The sequence below is a fragment of the Streptomyces luteolifulvus genome, assembly GCF_008806595.1.
Lineage (GTDB): Bacteria > Actinomycetota > Actinomycetes > Streptomycetales > Streptomycetaceae > Streptomyces > Streptomyces luteolifulvus.
Window position 1 is genome coordinate 39063 of record NZ_VZRB01000011.1, and the last position, 25544, is coordinate 64606.

25 protein-coding genes and 1 riboswitch are annotated in these 25544 nt (G+C 71.8%); of the genes, 11 read left to right on the forward strand and 14 right to left on the reverse strand.

From position 1 onward, the window contains the following. Positions 1 to 169 precede the first annotated feature (169 nt). Entirely contained in the window at positions 170 to 394 is a 225-nt protein-coding gene (locus F7R91_RS17730) for a (2Fe-2S)-binding protein (protein WP_150949895.1), read from the forward strand. A gap of 6 nt (positions 395 to 400) precedes the next feature. On the opposite strand, the gene bfr is transcribed toward F7R91_RS17730, so the two are convergent. Continuing rightward, entirely contained in the window at positions 401 to 880 is a 480-nt protein-coding gene (gene bfr / locus F7R91_RS17735; RefSeq protein WP_150949897.1) for a bacterioferritin, read from the reverse strand. Between the two features lie 188 nt (positions 881 to 1068). On the opposite strand from bfr, the gene F7R91_RS17740 reads away from it, so the two are divergent. Further along, complete coding sequence (locus F7R91_RS17740; protein ID WP_150949899.1) at positions 1069 to 1701, forward strand: sulfite oxidase-like oxidoreductase; 633 nt, start codon at positions 1069 to 1071, stop codon at positions 1699 to 1701. A gap of 18 nt (positions 1702 to 1719) precedes the next feature. On the opposite strand, the gene F7R91_RS17745 is transcribed toward F7R91_RS17740, so the two are convergent. The 6 genes from F7R91_RS17745 to thiO all read right to left on the reverse strand — a co-directional run bounded on the left by F7R91_RS17745 (position 1720) and on the right by thiO (position 7483). Then, positions 1720 to 2250 (reverse strand): DUF4396 domain-containing protein, encoded by a 531-nt coding sequence (locus F7R91_RS17745; RefSeq protein ID WP_150949901.1) that lies wholly within the window; start codon positions 2248 to 2250, stop codon positions 1720 to 1722. Positions 2251 to 2346: 96 nt separating this feature from the next. Beyond that, positions 2347 to 3225, reverse strand: coding sequence for a deoxyribonuclease IV (locus F7R91_RS17750; RefSeq protein ID WP_150949903.1), 879 nt, complete (start codon positions 3223 to 3225; stop codon positions 2347 to 2349). 34 nt (positions 3226 to 3259) lie between these two features. Then, the gene (gene pknB, locus F7R91_RS17755) at positions 3260 to 5194 is read right to left on the reverse strand and encodes a Stk1 family PASTA domain-containing Ser/Thr kinase (RefSeq protein WP_191971534.1); all 1935 of its coding nucleotides are present in this window, start codon (positions 5192 to 5194) and stop codon (positions 3260 to 3262) included. Between the two features lie 112 nt (positions 5195 to 5306). Further along, on the reverse strand, positions 5307 to 6101 hold the full coding sequence (locus F7R91_RS17760; RefSeq protein WP_150949905.1) for a thiazole synthase: 795 nt from the start codon (positions 6099 to 6101) through the stop codon (positions 5307 to 5309). Between the two features lie 3 nt (positions 6102 to 6104). After that, entirely contained in the window at positions 6105 to 6305 is a 201-nt protein-coding gene (gene thiS / locus F7R91_RS17765; protein ID WP_150949906.1) for a sulfur carrier protein ThiS, read from the reverse strand. Next, positions 6302 to 7483 (reverse strand): glycine oxidase ThiO, encoded by a 1182-nt coding sequence (thiO, locus tag F7R91_RS17770; RefSeq protein WP_150949908.1) that lies wholly within the window; start codon positions 7481 to 7483, stop codon positions 6302 to 6304. Before thiO ends, thiS begins: the two co-directional genes overlap by 4 nt. Further along, positions 7481 to 7592, reverse strand: a riboswitch (TPP riboswitch). (Overlaps the previous gene by 3 nt.) Positions 7593 to 7644: 52 nt before the next feature. Here thiO and F7R91_RS17775 point away from each other — a divergent pair. The 6 genes from F7R91_RS17775 (at position 7645) to F7R91_RS17800 (ending at position 12525) form a co-directional block, all read left to right on the forward strand. Further along, positions 7645 to 7986, forward strand: coding sequence for a hypothetical protein (locus F7R91_RS17775; RefSeq protein WP_150949910.1), 342 nt, complete (start codon positions 7645 to 7647; stop codon positions 7984 to 7986). A gap of 45 nt (positions 7987 to 8031) precedes the next feature. After that, entirely contained in the window at positions 8032 to 9261 is a 1230-nt protein-coding gene (locus F7R91_RS17780) for an NAD(P)/FAD-dependent oxidoreductase (protein ID WP_150949912.1), read from the forward strand. A gap of 99 nt (positions 9262 to 9360) precedes the next feature. Continuing rightward, a complete protein-coding gene (locus F7R91_RS17785) occupies positions 9361 to 9726 on the forward strand; it encodes an Rv2175c family DNA-binding protein (protein WP_150949914.1) in 366 nt (121 codons plus the stop codon). Between the two features lie 96 nt (positions 9727 to 9822). Beyond that, positions 9823 to 10476 carry a thiamine phosphate synthase gene (thiE, locus tag F7R91_RS17790; protein WP_150949915.1) on the forward strand — a complete coding sequence of 218 codons (654 nt, stop codon included), beginning with the start codon at positions 9823 to 9825 and terminating at the stop codon, positions 10474 to 10476. Between the two features lie 142 nt (positions 10477 to 10618). Continuing rightward, positions 10619 to 11542 (forward strand): methylenetetrahydrofolate reductase [NAD(P)H], encoded by a 924-nt coding sequence (gene metF / locus F7R91_RS17795; protein WP_150949917.1) that lies wholly within the window; start codon positions 10619 to 10621, stop codon positions 11540 to 11542. Positions 11543 to 11598: 56 nt separating this feature from the next. Next, on the forward strand, positions 11599 to 12525 hold the full coding sequence (locus F7R91_RS17800; protein WP_150949919.1) for an SCO2102 family sporulation regulator: 927 nt from the start codon (positions 11599 to 11601) through the stop codon (positions 12523 to 12525). A gap of 30 nt (positions 12526 to 12555) precedes the next feature. Here the strand turns inward: F7R91_RS17800 and F7R91_RS17805 are convergent, their stop codons facing one another. The 4 genes from F7R91_RS17805 to F7R91_RS17820 all read right to left on the reverse strand — a co-directional run bounded on the left by F7R91_RS17805 (position 12556) and on the right by F7R91_RS17820 (position 17973). After that, positions 12556 to 14067 carry a phytoene desaturase family protein gene (locus F7R91_RS17805; RefSeq protein WP_191971535.1) on the reverse strand — a complete coding sequence of 504 codons (1512 nt, stop codon included), beginning with the start codon at positions 14065 to 14067 and terminating at the stop codon, positions 12556 to 12558. A gap of 399 nt (positions 14068 to 14466) precedes the next feature. Beyond that, entirely contained in the window at positions 14467 to 15096 is a 630-nt protein-coding gene (locus F7R91_RS17810) for a TetR/AcrR family transcriptional regulator (RefSeq protein ID WP_150949921.1), read from the reverse strand. A gap of 62 nt (positions 15097 to 15158) precedes the next feature. Then, positions 15159 to 17243 (reverse strand): YhgE/Pip domain-containing protein, encoded by a 2085-nt coding sequence (locus F7R91_RS17815; RefSeq protein ID WP_150949924.1) that lies wholly within the window; start codon positions 17241 to 17243, stop codon positions 15159 to 15161. Then, a complete protein-coding gene (locus F7R91_RS17820) occupies positions 17215 to 17973 on the reverse strand; it encodes an ATP-binding cassette domain-containing protein (RefSeq protein ID WP_225320686.1) in 759 nt (252 codons plus the stop codon). Before F7R91_RS17820 ends, F7R91_RS17815 begins: the two co-directional genes overlap by 29 nt. 201 nt (positions 17974 to 18174) lie before the next feature. On the opposite strand from F7R91_RS17820, the gene F7R91_RS17825 reads away from it, so the two are divergent. The 3 genes from F7R91_RS17825 (at position 18175) to F7R91_RS17835 (ending at position 20376) form a co-directional block, all read left to right on the forward strand. Next, positions 18175 to 18738, forward strand: coding sequence for an SAV_6107 family HEPN domain-containing protein (locus F7R91_RS17825; RefSeq protein WP_150949927.1), 564 nt, complete (start codon positions 18175 to 18177; stop codon positions 18736 to 18738). A 159-nt stretch (positions 18739 to 18897) separates the two neighbouring features. Next, the gene (locus F7R91_RS17830; RefSeq protein WP_150949929.1) at positions 18898 to 19662 is read left to right on the forward strand and encodes a methyltransferase; all 765 of its coding nucleotides are present in this window, start codon (positions 18898 to 18900) and stop codon (positions 19660 to 19662) included. 318 nt (positions 19663 to 19980) lie between these two features. Then, positions 19981 to 20376, forward strand: a complete 396-nt coding sequence (locus tag F7R91_RS17835) for a DUF3040 domain-containing protein (protein ID WP_150949931.1) — start codon at positions 19981 to 19983, stop codon at positions 20374 to 20376. Between the two features lie 104 nt (positions 20377 to 20480). Here the strand turns inward: F7R91_RS17835 and F7R91_RS17840 are convergent, their stop codons facing one another. The 3 genes from F7R91_RS17840 to F7R91_RS17850 are packed head-to-tail and all read right to left on the reverse strand — an operon-like array spanning position 20481 to position 25308. Further along, on the reverse strand, positions 20481 to 22868 hold the full coding sequence (locus tag F7R91_RS17840; RefSeq protein ID WP_150949933.1) for a transglutaminase TgpA family protein: 2388 nt from the start codon (positions 22866 to 22868) through the stop codon (positions 20481 to 20483). Continuing rightward, entirely contained in the window at positions 22865 to 24265 is a 1401-nt protein-coding gene (locus F7R91_RS17845; protein WP_150949935.1) for a DUF58 domain-containing protein, read from the reverse strand. The genes F7R91_RS17840 and F7R91_RS17845 overlap by 4 nt, the downstream gene beginning before the upstream one ends. Continuing rightward, positions 24265 to 25308, reverse strand: a complete 1044-nt coding sequence (locus F7R91_RS17850) for an AAA family ATPase (RefSeq protein ID WP_150949937.1) — start codon at positions 25306 to 25308, stop codon at positions 24265 to 24267. Before F7R91_RS17850 ends, F7R91_RS17845 begins: the two co-directional genes overlap by 1 nt. Positions 25309 to 25544 lie beyond the last annotated feature (236 nt).

Consider the following 25544-nt stretch of genomic DNA (forward strand, 5'->3'; position numbering starts at 1 on the left):
CCCCTTGGGGGGTCTGCCCCACTTTTACCTATGGGGGGGGGGGGCGCCCCACCCCCCCCCCCCCCCCCCCACTCCACTTTTGCGACAGCTGGGTGCCGGGTAAGGTTAGGTTAGCCTCACCGATCATGGGGACGGCACCACTTTTCGATCCCGCCGGGAGGTGAACCGCATGTACATCTGCAGTTGCTTCGGCATCACCGAGCAGCAGGTGAAGCAGCATGCGGAGGGCGGGGCCTGCACGCCTCGCCAGATCGCCTCGGCCTGCAAGGCGGGCACGGACTGCGGATCGTGCGTCCGCCGTATCCAGGCGCTGCTCGGCCGGGGCGAGTGCCCCCGCCGCGAACTGGCGGACCAGGGCAAGCCGGTTCTCGGCGAGCTGGACGAGGCGGCCTAGAGCGGGTCAGCTGTCCGGCTGCTCGATCAGCTGGGCGATGTAGAGCGCCTCGCCGAGCTTCTCCAGCAGTTCCAGCTGGGTGTCCAGATAGTCGATGTGGTGCTCCTCGTCCGCGAGAATCGACTCGAAGATGTTCGCGGACGTGATGTCACCCTTGGTGCGCATCACCTCGATACCGCGCCTGAGCCGGTCGATGGCCTCGACCTCGATCTGCCGGTCGGCCTCGAACATCTCCTGGACGGTCTGGCCCACCCGCACATGAAAAAGCCGCTGGTAGTTCGGCAGCCCTTCGAGGAAGAGGATCCGGTCGGTGAGCACCTCCGCGTGCTTCATCTCGTCGAACGACTCATGTCGCGTGTACTTCGCGAGCTTCGTCCAGCCGAAGTTCTCCTGCATCTTGGCGTGCAGAAAGTACTGGTTGATCGCGGTGAGCTCGGCGGTCAGCTGCTCGTTGAGGAATTCGATGACCTCGGGATCGCCCTGCATCGTTCGGGTTCCTTTCCAAGCGGGTTTCCAAGCGGGGGAAAACTGCCAGATGAAGCGCATGATTCCACCGGCGATGAAGATCGTCCAGTAAGTCTTCACTTAGTAAGTAAGTGTTGGCTTAGTCGGAATTGCCTGTATTGCATGGGGGCTGGTCCAGTGCACCGCCTCGGGTCTGTCAGGATGGAGGCATGGGTCAGTCGGTGGAGAGCGAGTCAGGAGCAGCAGCACACTCCGAGCTCCCGCCGGGGCAGCGCGTGCAGCGCGGCTGGCCGGTCACGCACTACGGTCCGGTCCCCAAGTTCCGGCCCGAGCGCTGGGAGTTCCGGGTCTTCGGCGCCACCGCCGACGGTGAGAAGCACTGCTGGACCCATGAGGAGTTCACGACCCTGCCGTACACCACGGTCGTGTCCGATCTGCACTGCGTCACGAAGTTCAGCATGCTCGGCGCCGAATGGGGCGGTATTCCGGCTCGTACGATCCTTCAGACCGCCCCGCCCGCACCCGGTGTCACCCATGTGATGGTATGGGCGGAGTACGGCTTCAGCTCGAATCTGCGCCTGTCGGACTTCGCCTCCGAGCGCACGATCTTCGCCACCCACAAGGACGGCGAGCTGCTGACCGCGGAGCACGGTTTCCCGCTCCGTCTGGTCGTTCCCCATCTGTACGCCTGGAAGGGTCCCAAGTGGGTCCGCGGCGTGGAGTACATGACCGCCGACCGCCGCGGCTTCTGGGAGGAGCGCGGCTACCACAACATCGGCGACCCGTGGAAGGAGCAGCGCTACTCCTACCAGGAAGAACCCGGGGACGGCCCCGAGTTCTGATCCCGGTGTCCGCGCAGCTCAGTGGTGGTACTGGTGCACCACCGCGTGCCCCTTGCCGCGGCCGATCATCCACTTGTTGACCGGGGTGGTGACCAGGAAGGCCGCCGCGAGCGAGATCGCCAGCGCGCCCCAGAACAGCACGTCGCCCAGCTCCGCGTCCATCGCGCCGGGCCACAGCGCGATCACGCCGTTGTCGATCAGTTCCATCACGGCGATGGACAGGGTGTCCGCGGCCAGGGCCACACGGATGGCGCCGCGCAGGCCGACGCCGGCCTTCAGCACCCCGCGCAGGGTGAGCGCGTAGCCGAAGAAGAAGGCGAGCGTGATCGCCAGGACCAGCGTGGGCGTGTTGCCCCAGCCGAGTGCCGTGCCGATCACCATGCCGAGCACCTCGCCGATGGCACACCCGGTGAGGCAGTGCAGGGTGGCCTGGACGGCCATGGCCCAGCTGGCGGGGCGCCCCGCGTGTCCTGTGTGCCCCGCGTGCCCCTCGTGTCCCGCGTATCCCTCGTGGCGCTGAACGTGCTGCGTGTGCGTCTCGTGCTGCATGGGTGCCCCCAAAGCCAGGTGACGGTTCCTGCGTCCATCACCAGGAACCGTATACCCCCCAGGGGTATTCCTCCATGCATCGGATTGTTCGCGGGGCTATCCGTCCCGCAGCTTCTTCAGCCGTTCCACGTCCGCCGCGTGCCCCTCCTTTCCACCGGGCGTCTCGATGATCAGCGGAACGCCCTCCGTGGCGGGGTGGGTCATCAGCGCCCGGAACGGGTCCTCGCCGATATGGCCCGCGCCGATGTTCTCGTGCCGGTCCCTGCGCGCGCCGACCACGTCCTGGGAGTCATTGGCGTGGATCAGCTTCAGCCGTCCCTCGCCGACCGTTTCCACCAGCAGGTCCAGCGTCCCGTGCATCCCGCTCGGCCCGGTCAGATCGTGCCCGGCCGCGAAGATGTGACAGGTGTCCAGGCATACGCCCAGCTTCGGATGGGCGTCCAGCGCCTCGAAGTACGGCCCGAAGTCCCAGGTCCGCGAGCAGAGCGACGCACCCTGCCCGGCGGTCGACTCCAGGAGCAGACAAGGGTCGTCGTCCCGGGTGAGTTCGTCCAGCAGCGGCAGCATGCGCTCCCGTACCTGCCTCAGGGCCACGGACCGGTCCCGGCCGCCGGTCGCGCTGCCGGTGTGCACGACCACGCCCAGCGCCCCGATCTCGCGCCCGCGCCGCAGCGAGTGCCGCAGCGACCGGACCGAGTTCTCCACCGTCGCCTCGGTGTGCGAGCCGAAGTTGATCAGATACGGGGCATGCACATACGCCGGGATCGACTCGGCCTCGCAGACCGCACGGAACTCCTCGTCCTGCCGCGGGTTCCCGGCGGGCGTGGCCCAGCCGCGCGGGTTCGCGACGAAGACCTGCACGGTCTCGGCCTTGAGGTCGTGGGCGTAGGCGATACCGACGGAGTGCAGTCCGCCGGCCACGGGGACATGACTGCCGACCGGGTTGCGGGAGGGACCGGGGTGCTGGCTCTTCACCCGTTCAGGGTGTCACGCGGCGCGGCGTGTCCCCTCACCGGATCTCGATGGTGATCGTCGATCCCTTCGGGGCCGTGTCCCCGCCCTCCACGGACTGGCTCTTGACAGTGTCGCCGAACAGCCCCAGCAGACCGCGGTCCTCGTCCACCTCGAAGCCGGCGCCCTCCAGCGCCTCCCTCGCGTCGCCGACGCTGTCGCCGACCACGTCCGGGACCTCGACCATCTCCGGTCCCTTGGACAGCGTCAGCGTCACCGTGTCGCCGTCGGCAGCCTGGCTGCCGTCGGCCGGTGTCTGCTGGGCGACCTTGCCCGCGTCGAACTCGGAGTTGACCTGCTCGGCGGCGACCTTCACCTTCAGGCCGGCCTCCTCCAGCTCCGCCTGCGCGTCCTGAAGGTCCTCACCGGTGACGTCGGGGACGTCCACCGGGGAGCCCTTGCTGACCACGAGGGCGATCGCCGACCCCGCGTGCCGGGTGGTCCCCGCCTCGGGGGCGGTGCTGATCACCAAGCCCCTGATGACATCGTCGCTGAACGCCAGGGTCACCATGCCCGGCTCCAGCCCCTCGTTCTTGAGCCGCGCCTTCGCCTTGTCCAGGCGCAGACCGTTCAGTTCGGGCACCTTCACCGTCTCCGGTCCGCGGGAGACGGTCAGCGTCACCGAGTCGTTGTCCCGGATGCGGCTGCCCGGTGCCGGGTCCGTGCTGATCACCGAGCCGCGCTTGACGGTGTCGCTGTACGCCTGCTTCGACCTGCCGGCCTCCAGCCCGGCCGCCTCCAGCCGCGCCGTCGCCTGCGCCTCGGTCTGACCCAGCACGGTCGGGACCCGGGTGAACTGGCCGGCGTTGATGTACCAGACGCCCGCGCCCACACCGAACACCAGCAGGACGGCGGCGACCACCGTGAACAGACCGCGGCGGGGCAGCGGGCCGCGGCGCGGGGGCAGCGGCGGGGGAGTCTCCAGCCGGCTGGTCCGGTTGAACCCGTCCACGGGCTCGTCCTCGTTGACCGGGTTGACCGGCAGCAGCCGCGGCACCGTCAGCGAACGCGGGATCACGCTCGTACGGTCCTCGGCGATGTCGTGCGCCGCGGTGATCGCCTGCGGCGGCATCGCGTCCAGCTGCTCCCCGCCGAGCCGGCCCCGCGCGTCCCGCGCCTGGGCGAGCAGCGCCACCGCGTCCTGCGGACGGACACCGGGGGTGCGCGCGGTCGCGGAGGCGACCAGCTCGTCCAGCTCGTACGCCAGCCCCGGCACGGCGGCCGAGGGCGGCGGCACGTCCTCGTGGAGGTGCTTGTAGAGCACCACCGCGGGGGAGTCGCCGTCGTGCGGCTTCTCGCCGGTCAGCATCTCGTACAGGACGACGCCGCACGCGTACACATCCACCCGGGGGTCGGCGGTGCCGTTCTCGATCTGCTCGGGCGCGAGATACGAGACGGTGCCGAGGACGGCTCCGGTGGTGCTGGTCACGGTGTCCACGGACCGGACGAGCCCGAAGTCGGCGACCTTGACCCGTCCGTCGTCCCCGATCAGCACGTTCTCGGGCTTCATGTCCCGGTGCACGAACCCGGCGCGGTGCGCGGCGCCGAGCGCGGCCAGCACCGGCTCCAGGATGTCCAGGGCGGCGCGCGGCTGCAGCGCCCCGCGCTCGCGCAGCACGTCGCGCAGGGTGCAGCCCGCGACGTACTCCATGGCGAGATAGACGTACGCCCCGTCGGTGCCCTGGTCGAAGACCTGAACCACGTTGGGGTGCGCGAGCCGGGCCACGGACTTGGCCTCGCGGATGAACCGCTCGACGAAGGAGCCGTCGGCCGCGAGTGTGGGGTGCATCACCTTCAGCGCGAGCACGCGGTCCAGCCGGGTGTCCAGGGCCCGGTAGACCGTGGCCATCCCGCCGACCGCGATCCGTGCGTCGACGCGATAACGGCCGTCGAGCACCTGCCCGACGAGGGGGTCCTGAAGGGTCGTATCCACGCAGGTGAGTGTACGAGCCGCCGCCGACAGGACCCCCGATTCCGCCGATCCGGGGACGGAATGCAGCAGACCTGTGACTCTTGCGCGACCAGGGCCGCTTCGCCGACAGCCTCTAGAACGCCGGGCGTTCGGGATCCAGTCGTGCCAGGCCCTCGGACGGGGAGGACGCCTCGGCGAAGTGACGCCGCGGAATCCGCCCCGCAAGCCGGGCGAGTCGCCCCGCTTCCACCCCGCTGCGCATGGCCGCGGCCATCAGCACCGGCTCCTGAGCCCGTGTCACCGCCGAGGCGAGCATCACCCCCGCGCACCCCAGCTCCATGGCCAGCGTCACATCCGACGCCGTACCGGCTCCGGCGTCCAGGATCACCGGTACGCGCGCGTGTTCCACGATCAGCTGGAAGTTGTGCGGATTGCGGATGCCCAGCCCCGATCCGATCGGCGAGCCCAGCGGCATGATCGCTGCACACCCGACGTCCTGAAGCTTCCGTGCCAGCACAGGGTCGTCGTTCGTGTACGGCAGCACGGTGAACCCGTCGTCGACCAGCGTCTCGGCGGCCTCCAGCAGCTCGACCGGGTCCGGCAGCAGAGTGCGTTCGTCGGCGATGACCTCCAGCTTGACCAGCTCCGTGCCCAGCGCCTCCCGCGCCAGCCGGGCCGTCAGCACCGCCTCGCCGGCGGTGAAGCAGCCCGCCGTGTTGGGCAGCACCCGGATGCCCAGCCGCTCCAGCACCGACAGCACGGAGCCCTGCACCGAAGGGTCGATGCGGCGCATCGCGACCGTCGTCAGCTCCGTCCCGGAAGCCACGAGCGCGCGCTCCAGCACATCCAGGCTGGGCGCACCGCCGGTTCCCATGATCAGACGGGACGTGAACGTCGTACCGCCGAGGACAAAGGGATCGTCGGCCATGGGTCAGCCTCCTTGGACGGCCGTGAGGACTTCGACGCGGTCTCCCTCGGCCAGGGGCGTGGCGGACCACTGCGCGCGCGGGACGACGGTTTCGTTGAGCGCGGCGGCCACACCGGAGGGCGCCGCGGTCAGGGAGCGCACGAGCGTGTCGAGCGCCGTGCCCGGTGCGATCTCCCGGCGCTCCCCGTTGACGGAGATGTTCATACGGGCTGCTCCGTGAGCGCGGGCCGCTCCGTCAGGGCGGCGGCGAAGCGCCGGGGCGTGAAGGCGCGGGCCTCGTCCGGGAGTTCACCCGTGGTCAGGGCGTGCGCCAGGGCGTCGCCGGTGACCGGAGTGAGCAGCACGCCGTTGCGGAAATGCCCGGTGGCCAGCAGCAGTCCCGGCAGTTCGGTGGGGCCGAGCAGCGGAGCGTTGTCGGGGGAGCCGGGGCGCAGTCCGGCCTGTGTCTCGGTCAGGGGCAGTTCGGTGATGCCCGGCACCAGTTCGTGCGCGTCGCGCAGCAGCTCGTACACCCCGCCCGCGGTCACCGTGGTGTCCCAGCCCTGCTCCTCGCTGGTCGCGCCGATCACCAGCTCACCGTTCTCCCGCGCCACCATGTAGACATGGCTGCCGCGCACCATGGCCCGCACGGTCCGGCTCAGGAACGGGGCGTACGGCTTCGGCACGCTCAGCCGCACCACCTGCCCCTTCACGGGCCGTACCGGTGGCACAACGTCGTCCGGAACGCCCGCGAGGCGCCCGCTGAGGCTGCCGCCCGCCAGGACCACCTGGGCCGCGCCCAGGGTCTCGCCGTCGCGGGTGACGACACCCGCCGCCCGGTCCCCCACGACGGACAGCCGCTCGGCCCAGACCCGGTGGAAGACCACGCCCGCCCGCTCGCACGCGGTCACCAGGGCGCCTGCCAGCCGCCGCGGGTCGATCTGGTGGTCGTCGCAGGCCAGCAGCCCCCCGCGCACGCCCGGTGCCAGCATCGGCTCCAGGCGCCGGCACTCCCGCCCGGACAGCCACTGCGAGTCGAGCCCCGACTGCCGGTGCAGCGTGTGCAGTTCGCGCAGATGGGCGCGGTCGTCGGCGTCCAGCGCGACGGCGAGCGTGCCGCACTGGCGGTGCCCGACGTCCTGGCCGGTGACCTCGGTGAGCTCGGCCACGAACTCCGGATAGCGACGGGCCGAGGCGAGGTTGAGGCCCAGGAGGGTCTGCTCGCCGTAGTGCAGTTCCGTGACGGCGGCCAGCATGCCGGCCGCCACCTGCGCGGCCCCGCCGCCCGGTTCCGGGTCGACCACGGCCGTGGCGAGCCCGCGCTGCGCGGCCCGCCAGGCCGTGACCAGGCCGATGATTCCGCCCCCGATGACGAGGACGTCTGAGGTACGTGGAGACGACATGGGCGTCCAGCCCCTCCCTTCGCCGGCATGACCCGGATCAGGTTCGTACGGTCGGAGGCCGCCAGCCTCCCTCTCAGCCCGGTGCGTCCGGGCTCCCGCGAGTGCTCTACGGTGGCCACCCTAGCCCCTGGTTCCACGCCTCTGTAAGGGAGCCTCCCGCGATGCCCCGCTCGCTCGACGGCCTCGTCCTCGCCCCGGTCGCCGATCAGGCCCCGGGCCAGGTGGGTCCGCGGACCCGCTTCACGTACCACGAGAAGGACGGCGAGATCTGGGCGCAGTACACGGGCGGGGACGTGGTGCGCGGGCATCTGGTGGGTACCCGGTCGGGAGACCGGCTGGACTTCCGGTACGTGCAGCTCGGGCGGGACGGGACGACGGCCTGCGGGCACTGTGTGTCGACGGTCGTGGAACTGCCGGACGGGCGGGTGCGGCTGGAGGAGACCTGGGAGTGGGAGTCGCGGCCCGGCAGCGGGACGAGCGTTGTGGAGCAGGTCACTGAGTGAGCACGGCCGGTGACTGACTGATTGTCAGTTGTCTATGGTGATCAGGTGAGCGAGCAGACGCAGGAATCCGGCACGTCACGGCCGCGGCGCGTGGTCGTCGTGGGCGCGGGCATGGCCGGCGTGCAGACCGCGGTGGCCCTGCGGGAGCAGGGTTTCCAGGGCGCCGTGACCCTGATCGGCGCGGAGCCCCACCAGCCTTACGACCGGCCGCCGCTGTCCAAGGCCGTGCTGCTCGGCAAGGCCGAGGGCTCCGCCTTCGACGTCGACTTCGAGGCACTCGGCATCGAACTGCGGCTGGGCAGCGAGGTGCTGGGCGTCCGCCCCTACGACCACGAGCTGGACACCGCCGAGGGGCCCGAGCCGTACGACGTGCTGGTCCTCGCCAGCGGTGCCGAACCGATCCGGCTGCCGGGCGTGGAGGGCGTGCCCGGTGTGCATCTGCTGCGCACCCTGGACGACGCCGAACGGCTGCGCCCGGTGCTCGCCCGGCAGCACGACATCGTGGTCGTCGGCGCGGGCTGGATCGGCGCCGAGTTCGCCACGGCCGCGCGTGAGGCGGGCTGCTCGGTGACGGTCGTCGAGGCCGCCGACCGGCCGCTCGCGGGCGCGCTGCCCGCCGAGGTGGCCGCTCCGATGACCGCCTGGTACGCCGACAGCGGTGTGGTCCTGCGCACCCACGCGCGCGTGGAGCGCGTCGAGGCCGGCGCGGTCGTCCTCGACGACGGCTCGCGGCTGCCCGCGGGGGCCGTCGTGGTCGGCATCGGCGCCCGCCCCGCCACGGACTGGCTCACGGGCTCCGGCGTCGAGCTCGGGCCGCGCGGCGACGTGGTGGCCGACGACCATCTGCGCACCTCCGTGCCGGACGTCTACGCGGTCGGCGACTGCGCCTCCTTCCCCTCGGGGCGGTACGGCGAGCGGCTGCTGGTCCACCACTGGGACAACGCCCTGCAGGGCCCGCGCACCGTGGCCGCGAACATCATCGGCGAGACCCCCGGGGTCTACGACCCGGTCCCGTACTTCTGGTCCGAGCAGTTCGGCCGTTTCGTCCAGTACGCCGGTCATCACGAGTCGGCCGACACGACCGTGTGGCGGGGCGATCCCGCCGGTCCGGCCTGGACGGTGTGCTGGCTCCGTGAGGGCCGCCTGGTCGCCCTGCTGGCGGTGGGCCGCCCCCGTGATCTGGCCCAGGGACGGCGGCTGATCGAGGCGGGCACGCGCATGGACCCGGCGCTGCTGGGCGACCCGGCGAGGCCTTTGAAGGCGGCGACGGCGTAGGCCCGCGGCCCTGGTGCGCGCGAGGCCGGAGGGGTGCGAAGCCGCAGGTCGGGCGGGCCTGCCTTCCGACTGTCAGTCCGGGATGGCACGCTTGATGCCGTGACCGAGATTGACGCAAAGACCGATGCTCTCGTCCCCGCCTGGCTCACCCTCCCCGACATCGCGGAAATGCTCGATGTCGAGGTGACACGTGTGCGGCAGCTGGTCAAGGAGGGCCAGCTCATCGCCGTACGCCGTGGTGAGAACCGCGCACTGCACGTCCCCGCCGCCTTCATCGACGGGGACAAGGTCGTCAAGGGCCTGTCCGGGACCCTGACGCTGCTGAGGGACGACGGCTTCACCGACGAAGAGATGCTGGAGTGGCTCTTCACCCCCGACGAGAGCCTGCCCGGCACCCCCGCACAAGCGCTGAGCGAGAATCGCGGCACGGAGGTGAAGCGCCGGGCCCAGGCGCTCGCCGTCTGACCTGAACAGCCACCCTGCGTACGGGCCGCGGCCGGCCATGGCCGCGGTCACGGCTGGCCGCGGCCCGTACACCACCGAGACCGGGGGACCACCCGCATGCCCGACACCGCCACCGCACGCGACCGCCTCGCCGACGCCCGCGTCTACCTCTGCACGGACGCCCGCAGACGCCAGGGCGACCTCGCCGAGTTCCTGGACGCCGTCCTGGCCGGCGGGGTCGACATCGTGCAGCTGCGCGACAAGGGCATGGAGGCGGCCGAGGAGCTGGAGCACCTTGAGATCTTCGCCGACGCCTGCGCCCGCCACGGCAAGCTCCTCGCGGTCAACGACCGCGCGGACGTCGCCCACGCCGCCGGTGCCGACGTCCTGCACCTCGGACAGGGCGACCTCCCGGTCCCCGCGGCCCGCGCGATCCTCGGCGACGACATCCTGATCGGCCGCTCCACCCACGCCGAGCCGGAGGCGGCCGCGGCGGCCGTCCAGGAGGGGGTGGACTACTTCTGCACGGGCCCGTGCTGGCCGACCCCCACCAAACCCGGCCGCCACGCCCCCGGCCTCGGCCTGGTCCGGTACACGGCCGCCCTCGGCACCGACCGCCCCTGGTTCGCCATCGGCGGTATCGACCTGGGCAATCTCGACGAGGTGCTCGCGGCGGGCGCCCGCCGGGTCGTGGTCGTCCGGGCGATCACCGAGGCGGACGACCCGGGCGCGGCGGCGGGCGAGCTCGCCAAGCGGTTGCGGCACGTGTAGCGGGGCACCGGGGTCCGGCGCCCCTCGTGTGGGCGAGCCTGAGTGTCCGCCGAGTGTCCGAAGGGTGGACAAGAAGCCGATAAAACAGGCAAAATTCCCGGATCTGGTTGGGGGACCGCCTCCCCCTGACTAACCTGCGGGTATGGCCCTCGGAACCGCATCGACCAGGACAGACCGCGCACGCACCGTGCGCGACATGCTCGCCGCAGGCACGACGACGTATTCCTTCGAGTTCTGGGCCCCCAAGACGGAGAAGGGCGAGCGCAACCTGTGGAACGCGCTGCGCAGGGTCGAGGCGGTGGCCCCCAGCTTTGTCTCCGTGACCTATGGAGCCGGCGGTTCCACCCGCGCGGGCACCGTGCGGGCGACCGAACAGATCGCCGCCGACACCACACTCACCCCGGTCGCCCACCTCACCGCGGTCAACCACTCCGTCGCGGAGCTGCGCAACATCATCGGCCAGTACGCCGACGCCGGGATCCGTAACATGCTGGCCGTGCGCGGCGACCCGCCCGGCGACCCCATGGGCGACTGGGTACCGCATCCGCGGGGCCTGACCTATGCCGCCGAACTCGTCCAGCTCATCAAGGAGTCGGGCGACTTCTGCGTCGGCGTCGCGGCCTTCCCCGAGATGCACCCGCGCTCCGCCGACTGGGACACCGACGTCACGCACTTCGTCGACAAGTGCCGCGCCGGCGCCGACTACGCCATCACGCAGATGTTCTTCCAGCCGGAGTCCTATCTGCGACTGCGTGACCGAGTCGTCGCGGCCGGTTGTGTGACTCCCGTCATCCCCGAGGTCATGCCCGTGACCAGCGTGAAGATGCTGGAGCGGCTGCCGCAGCTCAGCAATGCCATGATCCCCGCGGCCCTGAAAGAGCGGATCCTCACAGCGAAAGACGATCCGGCCGCTGTACGCTCCATTGGCATCGCATTCGCCACGGAGTTCTGCGCGCGGCTGCTGGCCGAGGGAGTCCCCGGACTGCACTTCATCACGCTCAACAACTCCACGGCGACGCTGGAAATCTACGAAAACCTGGGCCTGCACCACCCACCGCAGGCCTAGACCGGCCGCACCGGTTTACGACACACTGCGTAGCGGCCACTGGGAGAGGGGCGTACATGGGCTGGACGGTCCTCTACATCGCGTTCGGCATCGTCGCGCTGTGGCTGCTGGGCGAGGTGCTGCTGCAGTACAAGGCGCGACTGCGCTGGCGGCTGCTCGCCTTCGTCGGCTTCGTCGGCGTCGTGCTCGGCGTGCTGATCCCGTCGGTGATCGTCATCGGACTGGGCGCCGCCGCCTTCGCGGTCGGCCAGACCTACGTCACGCTGTCGTTCCGCCGTGGCTTCGCGGCAGGCTGGGCGGTCAGCCGCCCGGGCGCCGACGGCAGCACCAAGCGGCGCCGCGGCAGGGCCGAGCACCAGGACCCGACGCTGGAGGTCTCCGACCTCGAGGCGGCGGACGACGGCTTCGAGGGCAAGTACCGCCGCGACACGGCCGATTACGGCCTGGACGACGAGTACGAGCGCGACGACGTGTTCACACCCGCGCCCCCCGCCGAGACCACCGCCGCGTACACACCGCAGCCCATGCCGGACGACACCGGCTCGTACGGCATATACAGCGACTCCGCCTACGCCGCCGCCGGGCAGTCCCAGGACCAGTACGCGACGGCCGCCCAGGGCCCCGACCCGACGTATTCCTACGAGTACTCCGGCTACGACCAGCAGCAGTACGGCTACGGCACGACCGGCCAGCAGCAGTACGCGGCCTACTCCGACCCGTACATCGGCACCCAGACCTACGGCGGGGCCGGGTACGACACCTCCTACGGCGGTCAGCAGTACGGCCAACAGGGCTACGGCCAGGACCAGTACGGCACCGGGACGTACGGCGGCGAGACCCCGGCCGGCGGTGTGTGGGTGCCGCAGCAGCGCAACACCGACGACCAGTACGGCGGCGAACTCCCGCCGGAGCAGTCGTACCCCTATCAGGGCGGCGACGGACGGGCTCAGGGCAACGGGTTCGGCGAGCAGTACCGTTTCTGAGCCCGGCGGTTCAGCGGCCCGGTCCTGAACTCACTGCGAGCCTCTGAACTCCGGCCCCTCCACGATCAGCCCGGCGACCAGCGCGCCCGACATGCCGGCGTGCGGAAGACCCCCGCCGGGGTGCGACCAGCCGCCGACCCGGTACAGCCCCGGCAGCGGGGTGGTGTTCGCCGGGTGGAGGAAGCGGCCGCCGCCGGCAGCGAGAGCGGGGGCGGGTATGCCTCCGAGTGCCGCGCCCGTCTCGGCATCGGCGTGACCGGGAGTGCGCACCTCGCTCCACAGCAGGCGCCCGCGCAGGCCGGGCAGAGCGGTCTCGGCAGCCTGGACGACCAGGTCCGTAAACCGCTCGGCGGTGTCGTCCTCACCCCGTTCCTCGTCCGACGGCAGTACGGCGGACACGACCACGGACTCGTGGTCCTCGTCGGGGCGCAGCGCGGGGTCGTCCGGCCGCAGCACCGTCACCGTGGGCAACGCCGGCCTGCCGGAGCGGCGGCTGAGGAAGTCCAGCTCGGCCGTGCGGTCGGGGGCGTGCACCACGGTGCGGTGGACCGCGCCGGGCTCGCGCGGTCCGCGCAGTGCCAGCAGCACGGTGAGCCGCCCGGGACGCGCCCACTGCCGGGGGTCGGGCCGCACGTCACCCTCGCCGTACAGCCGGTGCTCGGTCATGACGCCCAGCCGGTGGTGGTCCACTCCCGCCACCACATGATCCGCCTCGGCCACCGTCCCGTCGCGGAGCTCCACGCCCGCCGCCCTGCCGTCCTTCTCCAGGATCCGCACCACCTCGGCACCGAAGACGAACTCGACCCGGCGGGCCAGGCACCGTTCGTACACCGCGCGTGCCAACTCGCGCAGCCCGCCGCGCACATACCAGGTGCCGAAGGCGTGCTCCATGTACGGCAGCACGGCCGCGCTCGCCGGGGTCTCACGCGGGTCGAGTCCGTACGCGAGCGCGTGGCTCTCCAGAAGGGCCGCCAGCCGGGGGTCGCGCAGCTCCCAGGCACCGACCTCGGCGAGCGTGCCGGCCCGGCGGGTGCGCAGCACACGCTTGTGGGGGACCGCCGGGTAGGGCTCGCGCTCGGCGAGCACGGACCAGTTCGGCCACAGAGGCTCCTCCAGGAGCGGTCTGCGGGTGCGGTCCCAGGCCTCACGGGCCCGGACCAGGAAGTCGCCCCAGCGCTGTCCGGTCCCCGCCCCGAGCGCCTCGTCCAGGGCGGCGACCACGCCCGCGCGCGAGGCGTTCGGCAGCGACACCTCGCTCCCGTCGGCGAAGAGATGCCGCGACGAGGGGTCGACCTGGACCAGGTCCACGCGGTCCTCCAGCGGCTCCTTGCCGGTCTTGAGGAACAGATCGCGGTAGACCGCGGGCAGGGTCAGCAGTCCGGGGCCCGTGTCGAAGCAGAAACCGTCGCGCTCGTGGCGACGCACCCCTCCGCCGTATGTCTCCGTGTGCTCGTACACCACCACCCGGTGGCCCGCGACGGCCAGCCGGGCGGCGGCCGCCATCGCGCCCATCCCGGCGCCGATCACCGCAATCCGTGCCATGCCTGGGACTTTATCGGCCGCCACCGACAGCCGGGCCGGGGGAGAGGGGCGAGAGGGCCCAGGAACGTCGTGGGGGTGAGTGCGGAGGTCTGAGTACCCGTACCTAGTGAGTGAGTTGAGTACGCGCGCGGATGGGGGTCGACCTGCGCGAACGAGAGAGTGGAGACACGGAGAAGGGCACGGCTCCGGCACCGGCGACACGGGGCGCCGGAACGGAGCGGCCCCGGCTCCGCTCCTTCCGCCGGCCGGTGCCGGCGGGAGCGAGGCACGGGGGCCCGGGGGAACGACCGAACGGGGGCCCAACGGGGGAAACGGGGGAGCACGAGGAGGCGCCGGTTCGAGGCGGCCCGCGGGGGACGCGGCCACATCGGACCGGCGCTTTCGTGTGGGCGCCTGCGGCTACCCGCGCCCGCTCACCCGCCCCTGGAGCAGCCGGGACAGGGCCGCGTGCACATCGTCCAGCGAGCGTTCCGGCTGGAAGGACTGCCAGTCCAGGGCGGCCACCAGGACCATCCCGACCAGCGCGGCCGCGGTCAGCTGGACATCGATCTCGTCGCTGAACTCGCCGCTGGCCACACCGTCGCGCAGCACGTCCTCGATCGCGGCGACGACCTCCCGCCGGACCACCATGAGCGTGGACTGCCATGCCCGGTTGGTGCGCCACAGCTCGGCCACGTACAGCTGGGTGAAGGCCGGGTAGCGGGCGATGAAGCCGAGTCCCGCGCGGATCATCGCGTCCAGGGCGTCCACCTTGCTGCCGCCGTCCCGGGCGGTCTGCTCGGCGGCCTCGCGCAGGGAGGCCGTGAGCAGGCCCACGCCGTGCCGCAGCAGCTCCTCGAAGAGGACGGACTTGCTCGCGAAGTTGTAGTAGACGGTGCCCTTCGCGACTCCGGCCCGCTCGGCGATCTCGTCGACCGTGGTGGCGGAGAAGCCCTGCTCGGCGATGAGCGTCACGGCTGCCTCGTAGAGCTTCTGCCGGGTGGCCTCGCGGCGGGTTCTGCCGCCCGACCGGGTGCTGCTGCTGTCCATGGCCCCGATTGTCACAGGAATAGACCTGGGAGAGGGCACGGGAGGCAGGGTCCGGGGCGGGGTCACAGGCTCAGCTCCGGGTGCAGCCGGTCGAACGTCCACACCTGCCGGCGGCGGGCCGACAGCGCGGTCAGCGCGAGAGCCCCCGCGGTGAAGACCGCCAGCACGGCGCAGGCCTGCCACACCGGCCCGGTGCCGCCGCCCGTGATCAGGCGTCGAAGGGCCTCGACGATGTAGCTCATCGGCAGGAAGGGGTGGATCGCATTGAAGAAGCCCGGACTGGTCTGCACGGGGTAGGTGCCGCCCGCCGAGGTCAGCTGGAGCATCAGCAGGGCGAGGACGAGGATCCGCCCCGCCGCTCCGAAGCGCGCGTTCAGCCACTGCACGATCGCCGCGAAGCACGCCGACACCAGGAACAGGAAGCCCACCGTGCCGGCCGCCCGGGCCATCTCCAGGCCGATCGCCCAGTGCAGCACCGCCATGAGGGCCGCCGTCTGGAGCACGCCGATCGCCACCACCGGCAGCCAGCCCGCCAGGGCGATCCGCCAGGACGAGGCGCCCGCGGCCAGGGCACGCCGGTTCATCGGCGCGATCAGCATGTACGCCACCATCGCGCCCACCCACAGCGACAGTGGGATGAAGTACGGGGCGAACCCGGTGCCGTAGTTGGGCGCCTTGTGCAGGTCCCTGGAGACGAGCTGGACCGGGTCGGCCATGACCTCGGTGCGCCGGTCACGGTCCTGCTTGCCGTAGTCGGGGATCTGCTGTGCGCCGTCGTGCAGTCCGTCCGAGAGCTTCCCGGAGCCGTCGACGAGCTTGTACATGCCCCCGCTCAGGTCCTCCGCGCCCGTCTTCAGGCGGCCCACGCCGGTGTCCAGGTCCGCCGCGCCGGTGCCGGCGGTACCGAGCCCCGAGTGCAGCGTCTTCGCGCCCGCGGCAACCTTCCCGGCGCCCTCGTTCAGCTTGTTGACCTTCGATACGGCGTCGTCGAGGTCCTCGGAGAGGCGGGGCGCGCGGTCGGCGAGCGCCTGGGACTGCTTCTGGAGGGTGGCGAGGTTGTCGTCGAGCTTCTTCAGGGTGCCGTGCTGGTCGGCGATCAGTGCGTTGACGTCGTCGGCGATCCTCGCCACGTCCTGGGCGGCCTGCCTGGCCTTCTTCAGGTCGGTGCAGGCGGGATCCGGCAGCACGGCGCTCTCGCAGCGCGCCCGGTAGACCTCGTCCAGCGTGTCGGCCGCGGCGTGGGCGCCCTTGGCGGCGGCCGGGGCGGTCTTCACCAAGGTGTCGAGGTTGTGGCGGACCGCCTTGGCCGAGTCGGCGACGAGCTGGGCCGTGTCGCCGATCGTCTGCTCGTTGTCCTTCAGGAAGGGGCCGGCCTTCTCCGCGATCCCGTTGACCTTGTCCGCGAGCCGCTGCGTGCCCTCGGCGACCTGCCGTGAGCCGTCCTCCAGATCGCCGGCGCCCGTGGTGAGCTGCGTCAGCCCCTTGGACAGCCTGCCGCTGCCGTCCTTGGCGTCCTTCAGGCCGTCGGCGAGGTCCTTGGAGCCCTTCTCCGCCTTCTTCGTGCCGCCCTCCAGACGGTCGGCCCCGTTCGCGGCCTTCACGGTGGCGCCGTGGATGTCGGAGAACGAGATGAAGATCCGGTCCAGGAAGGACCGTGAGGTCTTCGTGGAGGCGGCCGTCCGCACCTCGCTGAACACCGTGCGGGAGATCTGCCCGACGACGTAGTTGTTCGCGTCGTTCGTCCGCACCTGGAGCGCGCCCGTCTCGGGGTCGTCGCCCGAACTGGAGGCGATCCGCTCGCTGAAACCGGCCGGCATGGTCAGCGACAGGTAGTACGTGCCGTCCTCCACGCCCGCGCGTGCCTCCTCGGCGCTCACCTCGTGCCACTCGAAGGTCTTGCTGTCGCGCAGCCCCTCGGTGATGTCGTCGCCCGCCGTGATCCTCTTCCCGTCGGCACTCGCCCCCTTGTCGTCGTTGACGAGGGCCACGGGGATGCGGTCGAGGCGGCCGTAGGGATCCCAGAACGACCACAGGTACAGGGCGCCGTACAGCAGGGGCAGCACCAGCAGCGCGACCAGGGCGGCACGCGGCAGTTTCCCCCTGCCGAAGCGCCGCAGTTCAAGAGCGGCCAGTTTCGGCGAGCGCATCGGCCTTCTCCTCCGTTTCCTCGGTCTTCCTGGGTTCGTCGGGCTGCTGGTGGGTGGCCACCGTGATCGCGTCCTCGGGTGCCTCGCTGCACACCGCCACGACCGTGGTCCCGGCCTCGGCGAGGGACCTGAGCAGGGCCCACACCTCGGCCCGTTCGGCGTCGGACAGCTTCAGATCCGTGTCGTCGACGCCGAGCAGCCGTGGCCGCCCGATCAGCGCCAGGGCGATGGACAGCCGCAGCGCCTCCAGCCGCTCCAGGTCGCGTACGGCGGTCCGGGAGCCCTTGGGCAGGGTCTTCGGGTCGAGCCCCGCCGCGGCGAGCGCGGTGGAGATGCGAAGCCGCGCCTCGTTCGCCCGCTCGGCACGCGGCCGCAGCAGACCGCGCAGCGAGTCGCCGAAACGGCGCTGAAGCAGCGCCCTCTCGTACAGGTGCTCGCCGACGGTGAGGGCCGGGTCGAGGTCGGTGACGCCGGCCACGTGGGCCAGGGCGCTGACCCGGCGCACCGCCGTCAGGTGCTTCGGCAGCCGTACCCCGCCCACGGTCGCCGCCCCCTCCGTGGCCTTCATCCGCCCGGTGAGCGCGAGCAGCAGACACGTACGGCCGGAGCCGGACGGTCCCTGGACCGCGATCAGCGAACCGGGCTCCGCGTCGACGGTGATCCCGCGGAAGGCCCAGCCGCGCGGGCCCTTGAGCCCGAAGTCCTCGGCTGTGACACCGATTCCGCCCACAGCTCCCACAGCTCCCCCCTGAAGTCGAGTGCAGTCGAGCCGACTGTTTTTGAACTGACTGGTCAGTGCAAAAACTAGCCCGAACTTGCGATCGAAGCAAAAGCGCAGGTCAGAACGGATTGTCAGTGCCATACCCCACGATGGGCACATACGGCAGCCCGTATCAGGGCGTGCCGTCACACAGACGACAGGAGGTTCGTCATGGCCAGCTATCACGCAGCCGCCGCAAGCCGGCGCCGCGCCACCGGCCCTGCCCCCTCACTGACCGGCCCCGCGAGCGATGTGCACCCCGTGCTCCGCCGCACGACGGCCCCGCCCGCCGCCCTCGACCTGCTGGCCCAGGCCCGCGCCGGCCTCGACGAGGCAGCCGTCCTGGAAACACCGAACGAGCGCTATGCGACCGCCCACCTCGCCGCCCTGCGCACCGCGGCCGCCGTCCTCGCCGCGCGAGGCCGCCCGGAACCCGCCGTGCGACGCCGGGCCCGCATCAGGAGCGCCTGGGAAGTGCTCCCCGAGATCGCGCCCGAACTCACCGAGTGGAGCGCGCTGTTCGCCTCCGGGGCCCGGCGCCGCGCCCGGGCCGAGGCCGGCATCCGGGGCGCGGCCAGCCGCCGGGACGCCGACGACCTGATACGCGACGTGGCGATGTTCCTCCGCCTGGTCGAGCGGATGCTGGTGCTCCAGCCGGTCCTGCCGCAGCCGCGCCAGGACCCCGACGATCCGGACGGAGGCGCACCGGACCGCGGCATGCCGGACGCGGGCTGACCGGGGGCGCCCGAGCACGGCACCGCAGTGACCGGGCGGGGCGGCGGAGGCAATAGGGTGGGGGGACGCCTGATGCCCTCCTTTCCCTTACCAAGGGCCGGGAGGCGCCCCGATCGCTCCGCCGTGCACAGGCGGTGCCGCGCCGAGGAGTCAACTGCCGTGTCGGACCCGTTGCGCCCCCGCGCTTCTCTCCGTACCGCCGTGGTCTGGGAGGTCCTGCAGGACGCCCTCGACCGCCGGGTCAAGGCCACGGGGCGTCAGGTGCTGGACGTTCTCGACACCGGAGGCGGCAGCGGCAACTTCGCGGTGCCGCTCGCCCGCCTCGGCCACCGTGTCACCGTCGTCGACCCGAGTCCGAACGCGCTGTTCGCCCTGGAGCGCCGCGCCGCCGAGGCCGGGGTCGCCGACCGGGTGCAGGGCGTCCAGGGCGACGCCCACGGCCTCTTCGACGTGGTCGAGCGCGGCGGCTACGACGTGGTGCTGTGCCATGGCGTCCTGGAGTACGTGGACGACCCGGCCGAGGGCGTCCGCAACGCGGTGGCCGCCCTGCGGTCCGAGGGAGTCCTCAGCCTGCTCGCCGCCGGACTCGGCGGTGCCGTGCTCGCGCGGGCCCTGGCCGGCCACTTCAAGGAGGCCAGGCAGGCGCTCGACGACCCGAACGGCCGCTGGGGCAGCGGCGACCCGGTGCCGCGCCGTTTCACCGCCGAGCAGCTCACCGAGCTGGTCGAGGGCGCGGGTCTCGCCGTGGGCGCCGTGCACGGCGTGCGGGTCTTCGCCGACCTCGTCCCGGGCGTGCTCGTGGACACCGAGCCCGGGGCCCTGGACGCCCTGCTGAAGCTGGAGGAGGCCGCGGCCGAACTCCCCGCTTTCCACTCCGTGGCCACGCAGCTTCATGTGCTCGGCGAGACACCGGGGACGACCTGAGCCTGAGCGGCCCGCCGGCGCCCGGCCGGCCGGAGGGCGCGCCACCGGGGGGCGCACGCCTGATCAGCGGCGCGGCTGCGCATGGAGTACGCCACAGGCCCCCCGATCGGCCGCCGTGCGCCGTATGATCGAGGGAGACCGCCCGGCATGACGGGTCGGCCGCTGGGGAATGGAAGCCTCAGCGAGCCGGTGCGTCCATGGCGGGTTCCGGTTGGCCAATTGGCGTAGAGGGGCGGGTTTCACGGGGTCGATTCCCTGCCTATCCTGAAGGGACCCCCCGGGTCGCCGCCCCGGCGACTGCACGATGAGGAGGACTCCGTGCCGCTCTCGGAGCACGAGCAGCGCATGCTCGAGCAGATGGAGCGAGCGCTGTACGCCGAAGATCCCAAGTTCGCGTCGGCGCTTGAGGGAAGCGGGCTGCGTACGTACACCCGGCGGCGGGTCTACCAGGCGGTCGCCGGCTTCCTCGTAGGTATCGCGCTCCTCATGGCCGGTATGGTCGCCAAGCAGGTCTGGCTCAGCGTGGTGGGCTTCCTCGTCATGCTGGGCTGTGCGGTACTCGCCGTGACCGGCTGGCGCAAGGCCCCCAAGCCGGGTGAACAGCCCGCCGGCGGTCCCTCGCAGGCCCGCCGTCAAGGACGCCAGCGGCGCTCCGTGATGGACCGGATCGAGCAGCGCTGGCAGCGTCGCCGTGACGAACAGGGCGGCCATTAGCCAGTCGGCCGGCTCTCGGAAACGACAGTGAGGGGTGACCACCCGCCGGGTGGTCACCCCTCACGCATGCCACGTTGTGCGCAGGCCTCCGAACCCCGCGGGGTTCAGCTCTGCTGGCCGGACGGCTTGCGCACGGCAGGCCTGGCCGCGGAGACCCGCGCCTTGACGCCGGTCCACCACTCCGACACCGCCCACGCCACCCGGACGGTTGAACGCGGGGCCAGCACCGCGCGCAGCATCGTCCCCCGGCTGACCGTGGCCCGCAGCGCGACGACCGCCCGGCGGACGTCGTCCGCGAGCCCCGCCACCGGGCGCGGCCGTGGGGCGTAGAGGACCTGCTCCACGGCGTCGGCCACCCGGTGCACCGAGGCCGCGGCGGCGGGGTCGAGATGCCCGAGCCGGATGATCCGTGCGGCCGCCTTGCGCGGGGTCTGCGATTCGTCCGGCAGGATCCCGACATCCCATGCCGAGTCCGTCAGCTCCTGCCAGACCGCCAGGGTGTGCAGCGCCGCGCCCGCCTCGGAGCGGCCGTGCCCGCCCAGGCGTACGGCCCGGGTGCGCAACCGCAGCAGCGCCGGCGACAGCGGCAGCGCCAGAAGGGCGAGCCCGCCGAGGGCCCAGGCCAGATAGGCCCACCACCTCGGGCCGTCGTCGTCGTTGGCCAGTGCCGCCGCGGGGGACTCGCTCGTGCACGCCTCGAGCTTCTTCTGCTGCGCCGAGCAGCTCTCGCTCGCCGAGGGCTCGGTGGACGGCGCGGTGGACGTCCCCGTGGACGGCCGCGCCACATCGGGCAGGGAGTTGCCGGTCGCGTCGGGCACGGTGTACGAGGGCACCGAGCCGCGGTTCGGGGTCGGCTCGAAGCGGGTCCAGCCGACTCCCTCGAAGTACAGCTCGGGCCAGGCGTGGGCGTCCTTCAGCATCACCGACACCGAACCGTCGGCCTGCGGGGAACCGGGCGCGAAGCCCACCGCGACCCGGGCCGGTATGCCCAGGGAGCGGGCCATGGCCGCCATCGCGAAGGAGAAGTGGACACAGAAGCCCTGCTTGTCCTTCAGGAAGCGGGCTATCGCCCCGGAGCCGCTGCCGACCTGCACCCGGGTGTCGTACTCGAAGCCGCCGTTCACGGAGAAGTAGTCCTGGAGCGCGACCGCCCGCTCATAGGGGTTCGCGGCGCTCGCCGTGACCTCGCGGGCGGTCGCCGCCACCACCGCCGGCAGCGAGTCCGGCAGCTTCGTGTAGTCACGCTCCAGTGCGGTCGGCGGCCGCGGTGCCGAGGCGAGCTGCTCCGCCGTCGGCTGCACGTCCAGGCTCTTCACCTCGTACGTCGCCCCGCGGGTGTTCTGGCCGTGGTCGCCGACCAGGGTCATGCCCACGGGTTCGTAGCGCCACTTGCCCTTGATCTTCACACCGCTCGGCGGGTACGGCATCGGAAGCCAGTCCTGGGCGTACCAGTTCGCCGCCGAGACGGTGGTCTCGATCTCCGCGCGCTTGGTGTCGGGGGCGAGGCCGGTCGGTGCGGGGAACTCGTCGGGCACGGAGACGATGTGCCGCTTGGAGGGCTTCCAGGTGGTGCCGTCGAAGTCGTCCAGGGAGACGATCCGCAGATACAGGTCCGACAGGTCGGTGGTGCTGGTCCTCAGGGACATGACCTGGCGGTCGTCGTCCACGTTGAGACTGTCGCGCAGTGACACCAGCGGGTTCACCGCGGAGATCGTGCCGCCGCTCCCGTCCCCGGAACCCACGCCTGTCCCGGTGCCGTCCAGAAGTCCGCCCTGCATCGACGGCAGCGCGAGCGGCACCACCAGGGCGAGGCCCAGCGCGACCGCGCCGATGCGCCGCCCGGTGCGGACCGGCGCCACCGCCGGGCCGGACTCCAGGCCCGGAGCACGGGGTCCGCCGCCGAACACGCGCCCCCACTGCGAGAGCCGGTCCCGGCCCTCGGCCAGGAGCAGCATCAGATAGCCGGCCGCCGCGATCAGGAACCACACCCACTCGCCGGCGCCGTCGGACAGCCCGGCGGCAACCGAGTACAGCGCCAGCAGGGGCAGTCCGGCGGGGGCCGCGCTGCGGAAGGTCACCGCGAGCGTGTCCACCGCCAGACCTATCAGCAGCACGCCGCCGACGAGCATCAGCCGGATGCCCTCGGAGGTCAGCGGTGCCGGGATCGCGTACCGCGCGATGTCGTCGGCCCCGGCCCGCAGCAGGTCGGCGAAGTGGCGGAAGGCGTCCGGGCCGGGGACCAGCCCGGCGAGGGCCTGCTCGCGGGCGAACAACAGGGTCAGCATGACCAGCGTGACGAGGGCCTGGGCCGCCAGGGTCAGCGGCCGGGCCAGCGGGATCCGCCGGGTCGCCGCGCCGACGCAGGTCTGGATGCCGAGCAGGAAGGCCGCCTGAAGGATCCAGGTGGCCGGGTCGACCAGCGGCAGCAGGGAGCACGCGGTCATCAGCGTGGCCGCCCAGGCGAACAGCGCCAGTCGTGCCCGTCCGCTCATGCCCTCTCACCCCCCTTGCCCGCGACGCCCGCACCGCTCGCGACGCCCGCACCGCTCGTCGCGCCGATGCCGGTGCGCTCCCGGTCCGCCTGACGCCACATCTCGCCCAGCGACGCACCCCGCGGCACGCTCAGGGCCGTCCAGCCCGCCTCCCGCAGCATCCGCAGCCGCTCCCCGCTTCTGTCCAGCGCACCGGCGGCCTCGGCCGGTTCCCGCACCCAGTCCTCGCTGTCCAGCAGGAAGGCGACCGCGCCCCCGCTGCGCTGACGCATCTTCGCGACGACCGCCGCCTCCTCCTCGTCGAGGTTCCCGAAGAACGCCAGCAACAGCCCCTCGTTCCCGCCGCGCAGCACGTCGTACGCCCGGGACAGACCCGTGCCGTCCGAGTGGTCGATCACCGCGAGGGTGTCCATCATCAGCCCGGCCGCGTCCGCCGTCTCCTGGCTCGCGCCCGCGAAGCCGTCGGCGCCCTCGCCGGGCACGGAGTTGCCGGTGTCGGTCAACAGCCGCACGGAAAAGCCCCGTTCGAGCATGTGGACCAGGGCGGAGGCGGCGCCCGACACGGCCCACTCGAAGGCCGAGTCGGGGCCCGCGCCCCGGAAGGCGATGCCCCGGGTGTCCAGGAGCACCGTGCAGCGGGAGCGCTGCGGCTGTTCCTCGCGGCGCACCATCAGCTCGCCGTAGCGCGCGGTGGAGCGCCAGTGGACCCGGCGAAGGTCGTCGCCGTAGCGGTACCCGCGCGGGATCACGTCGTCCTCGCCGGCCAGGGCGAGCGAACGCTGCCGCCCGTCGCCGTACCCCTTGGCCTCGCCGCTCAGCCGCACCGGTGGGAGCTCCTCCACGCGCGGGATCACCGTCAGGGTGTCGTACGTGGAGAAGGACCTGGTCAGTTCGCACATGCCGAAGGGGTCGGACAGACGCAGCTGGAGCGGGCCCAGCGGATAGCGGCCGCGCAGGTCGGAGCGGACCCGGTAGGACACCTCGCGGCGGCCGCCCGGCTCCACCCGGTCGAGCACGAAGCGGGGGCGGGGGCCGAGGACGTACGGCACCCGGTCCTGGAGCATCAGCAGGCCGGTGGGCAGCCGTGAGACGTTGTCCATCCGCAGATGGACGCGGGCCTCGCTGCCGGCGGGCACACGCCCGGGGGAGAGCCTGCGGCTGCCGGCGACCCGGTAGCGGGTGCGGTAGAGCACCGTGGCGCACACCAGGGGCAGCACCGCGAGCAGCAGTCCCACCCGGAGCAGGTCGCTCTGCCCGAGCACATAGGCGCAGATCGCCGCCGCTATGCCGGCGGCGAAGAAGGAGCGGCCGCGGGTGGTCAGACCGGCCAGTGCCGTGCGCACTCCGCCCTTGTCGCCCCGGTCGGACTCCGCCTGACCCGTCCCCGCGGTGGTCATCACAGCCTCCGCGGCGGCTGCTGGCCGTATGCCGTGGCGCCGCGGCCCAGGCCGCCGAAGCCGCCCTGCTGGGGCTGGGGATTCGCCGGAACCGGGATGCGCTGGAGGATCTCCTGCACGACCTGCTCGGCGGTACGCCGGTTCAGCTGGGCCTGCGCGGTCGGCAGCAGACGGTGGGCCAGGACGGCCACGGCGAGCGCCTGCACATCGTCCGGCAGCGCGAACTCGCGGCCGCTGAGGGCCGCGGCCGCCTTGGCCGCGCGCAGCAGGTGCAGCGTGGCGCGCGGGGAGGCACCGAGTCTGAGGTCGGGGTGGGTGCGGGTGGCGGCGACCAGGTCGACCGCGTACCGCCGGACCGTTTCGGCTACGTGGACGCCGCGGACGGCGTCGATCAGCTTCAGGATCTCGTGCGCGTGGGCCACCGGCTGGAGGTCGTCGAGGGGGTTGACCCCGCCGTGGACGTCCAGCATCTGGAGTTCGGCGTCGGCGCTCGGGTAGCCGATGGAGACACGGGCCATGAAGCGGTCGCGCTGGGCCTCCGGCAGCGGATAGGTGCCCTCCATCTCCACCGGGTTCTGCGTGGCCACCACCATGAAGGGGCTGGGCAGCTCATAGGTCTGCCCGTCGATGGTGACCTGGCGCTCCTCCATCGACTCCAGCAGCGCGGACTGGGTCTTGGGCGAGGCGCGGTTGATCTCGTCGCCGATCACGATCTGCGCGAAGATCGCTCCCGGTTTGAACTCGAAGTCCCGGCGCTGCTGGTCCCAGATGGACACACCGGTGATGTCCGAGGGCAGCAGATCCGGGGTGAACTGGATGCGGCGCACCGAGCAGTCGATGGACCGCGCCAGCGCCTTGGCCAGCATCGTCTTGCCCACGCCGGGGACATCCTCGATCAGAAGATGGCCCTCGGCGAGAAGTACGGTCAGCGAGAGCTGTACGACCTCGGGCTTCCCCTCGATCACGCCCTCCACTGAACTGCGCACCCGCTCGACCACAGCGGTCAGATCAGTGAGGCTCGCTCGATCGTCATAGGTCGTCACCCGGCCCTCCTCGGCCCGTTCTTTCCGGGCCGACGCGCTGATGTGCGAAACCGGCCCACCCCGAAACACGGACACCACGCATGGAAAGTTCCGCGTGACGCCACACCCCGCATTCTTGCTGCCGTTACCGATTCGTGTCACTCGCCTGTGGACAACTGTCCGCGATATGTCGGTCTTACGGCTATTTGGGGCCTCGTGGCGGTGAAAAGTTTCGGAGTGGGCCGACTGTCCGGACG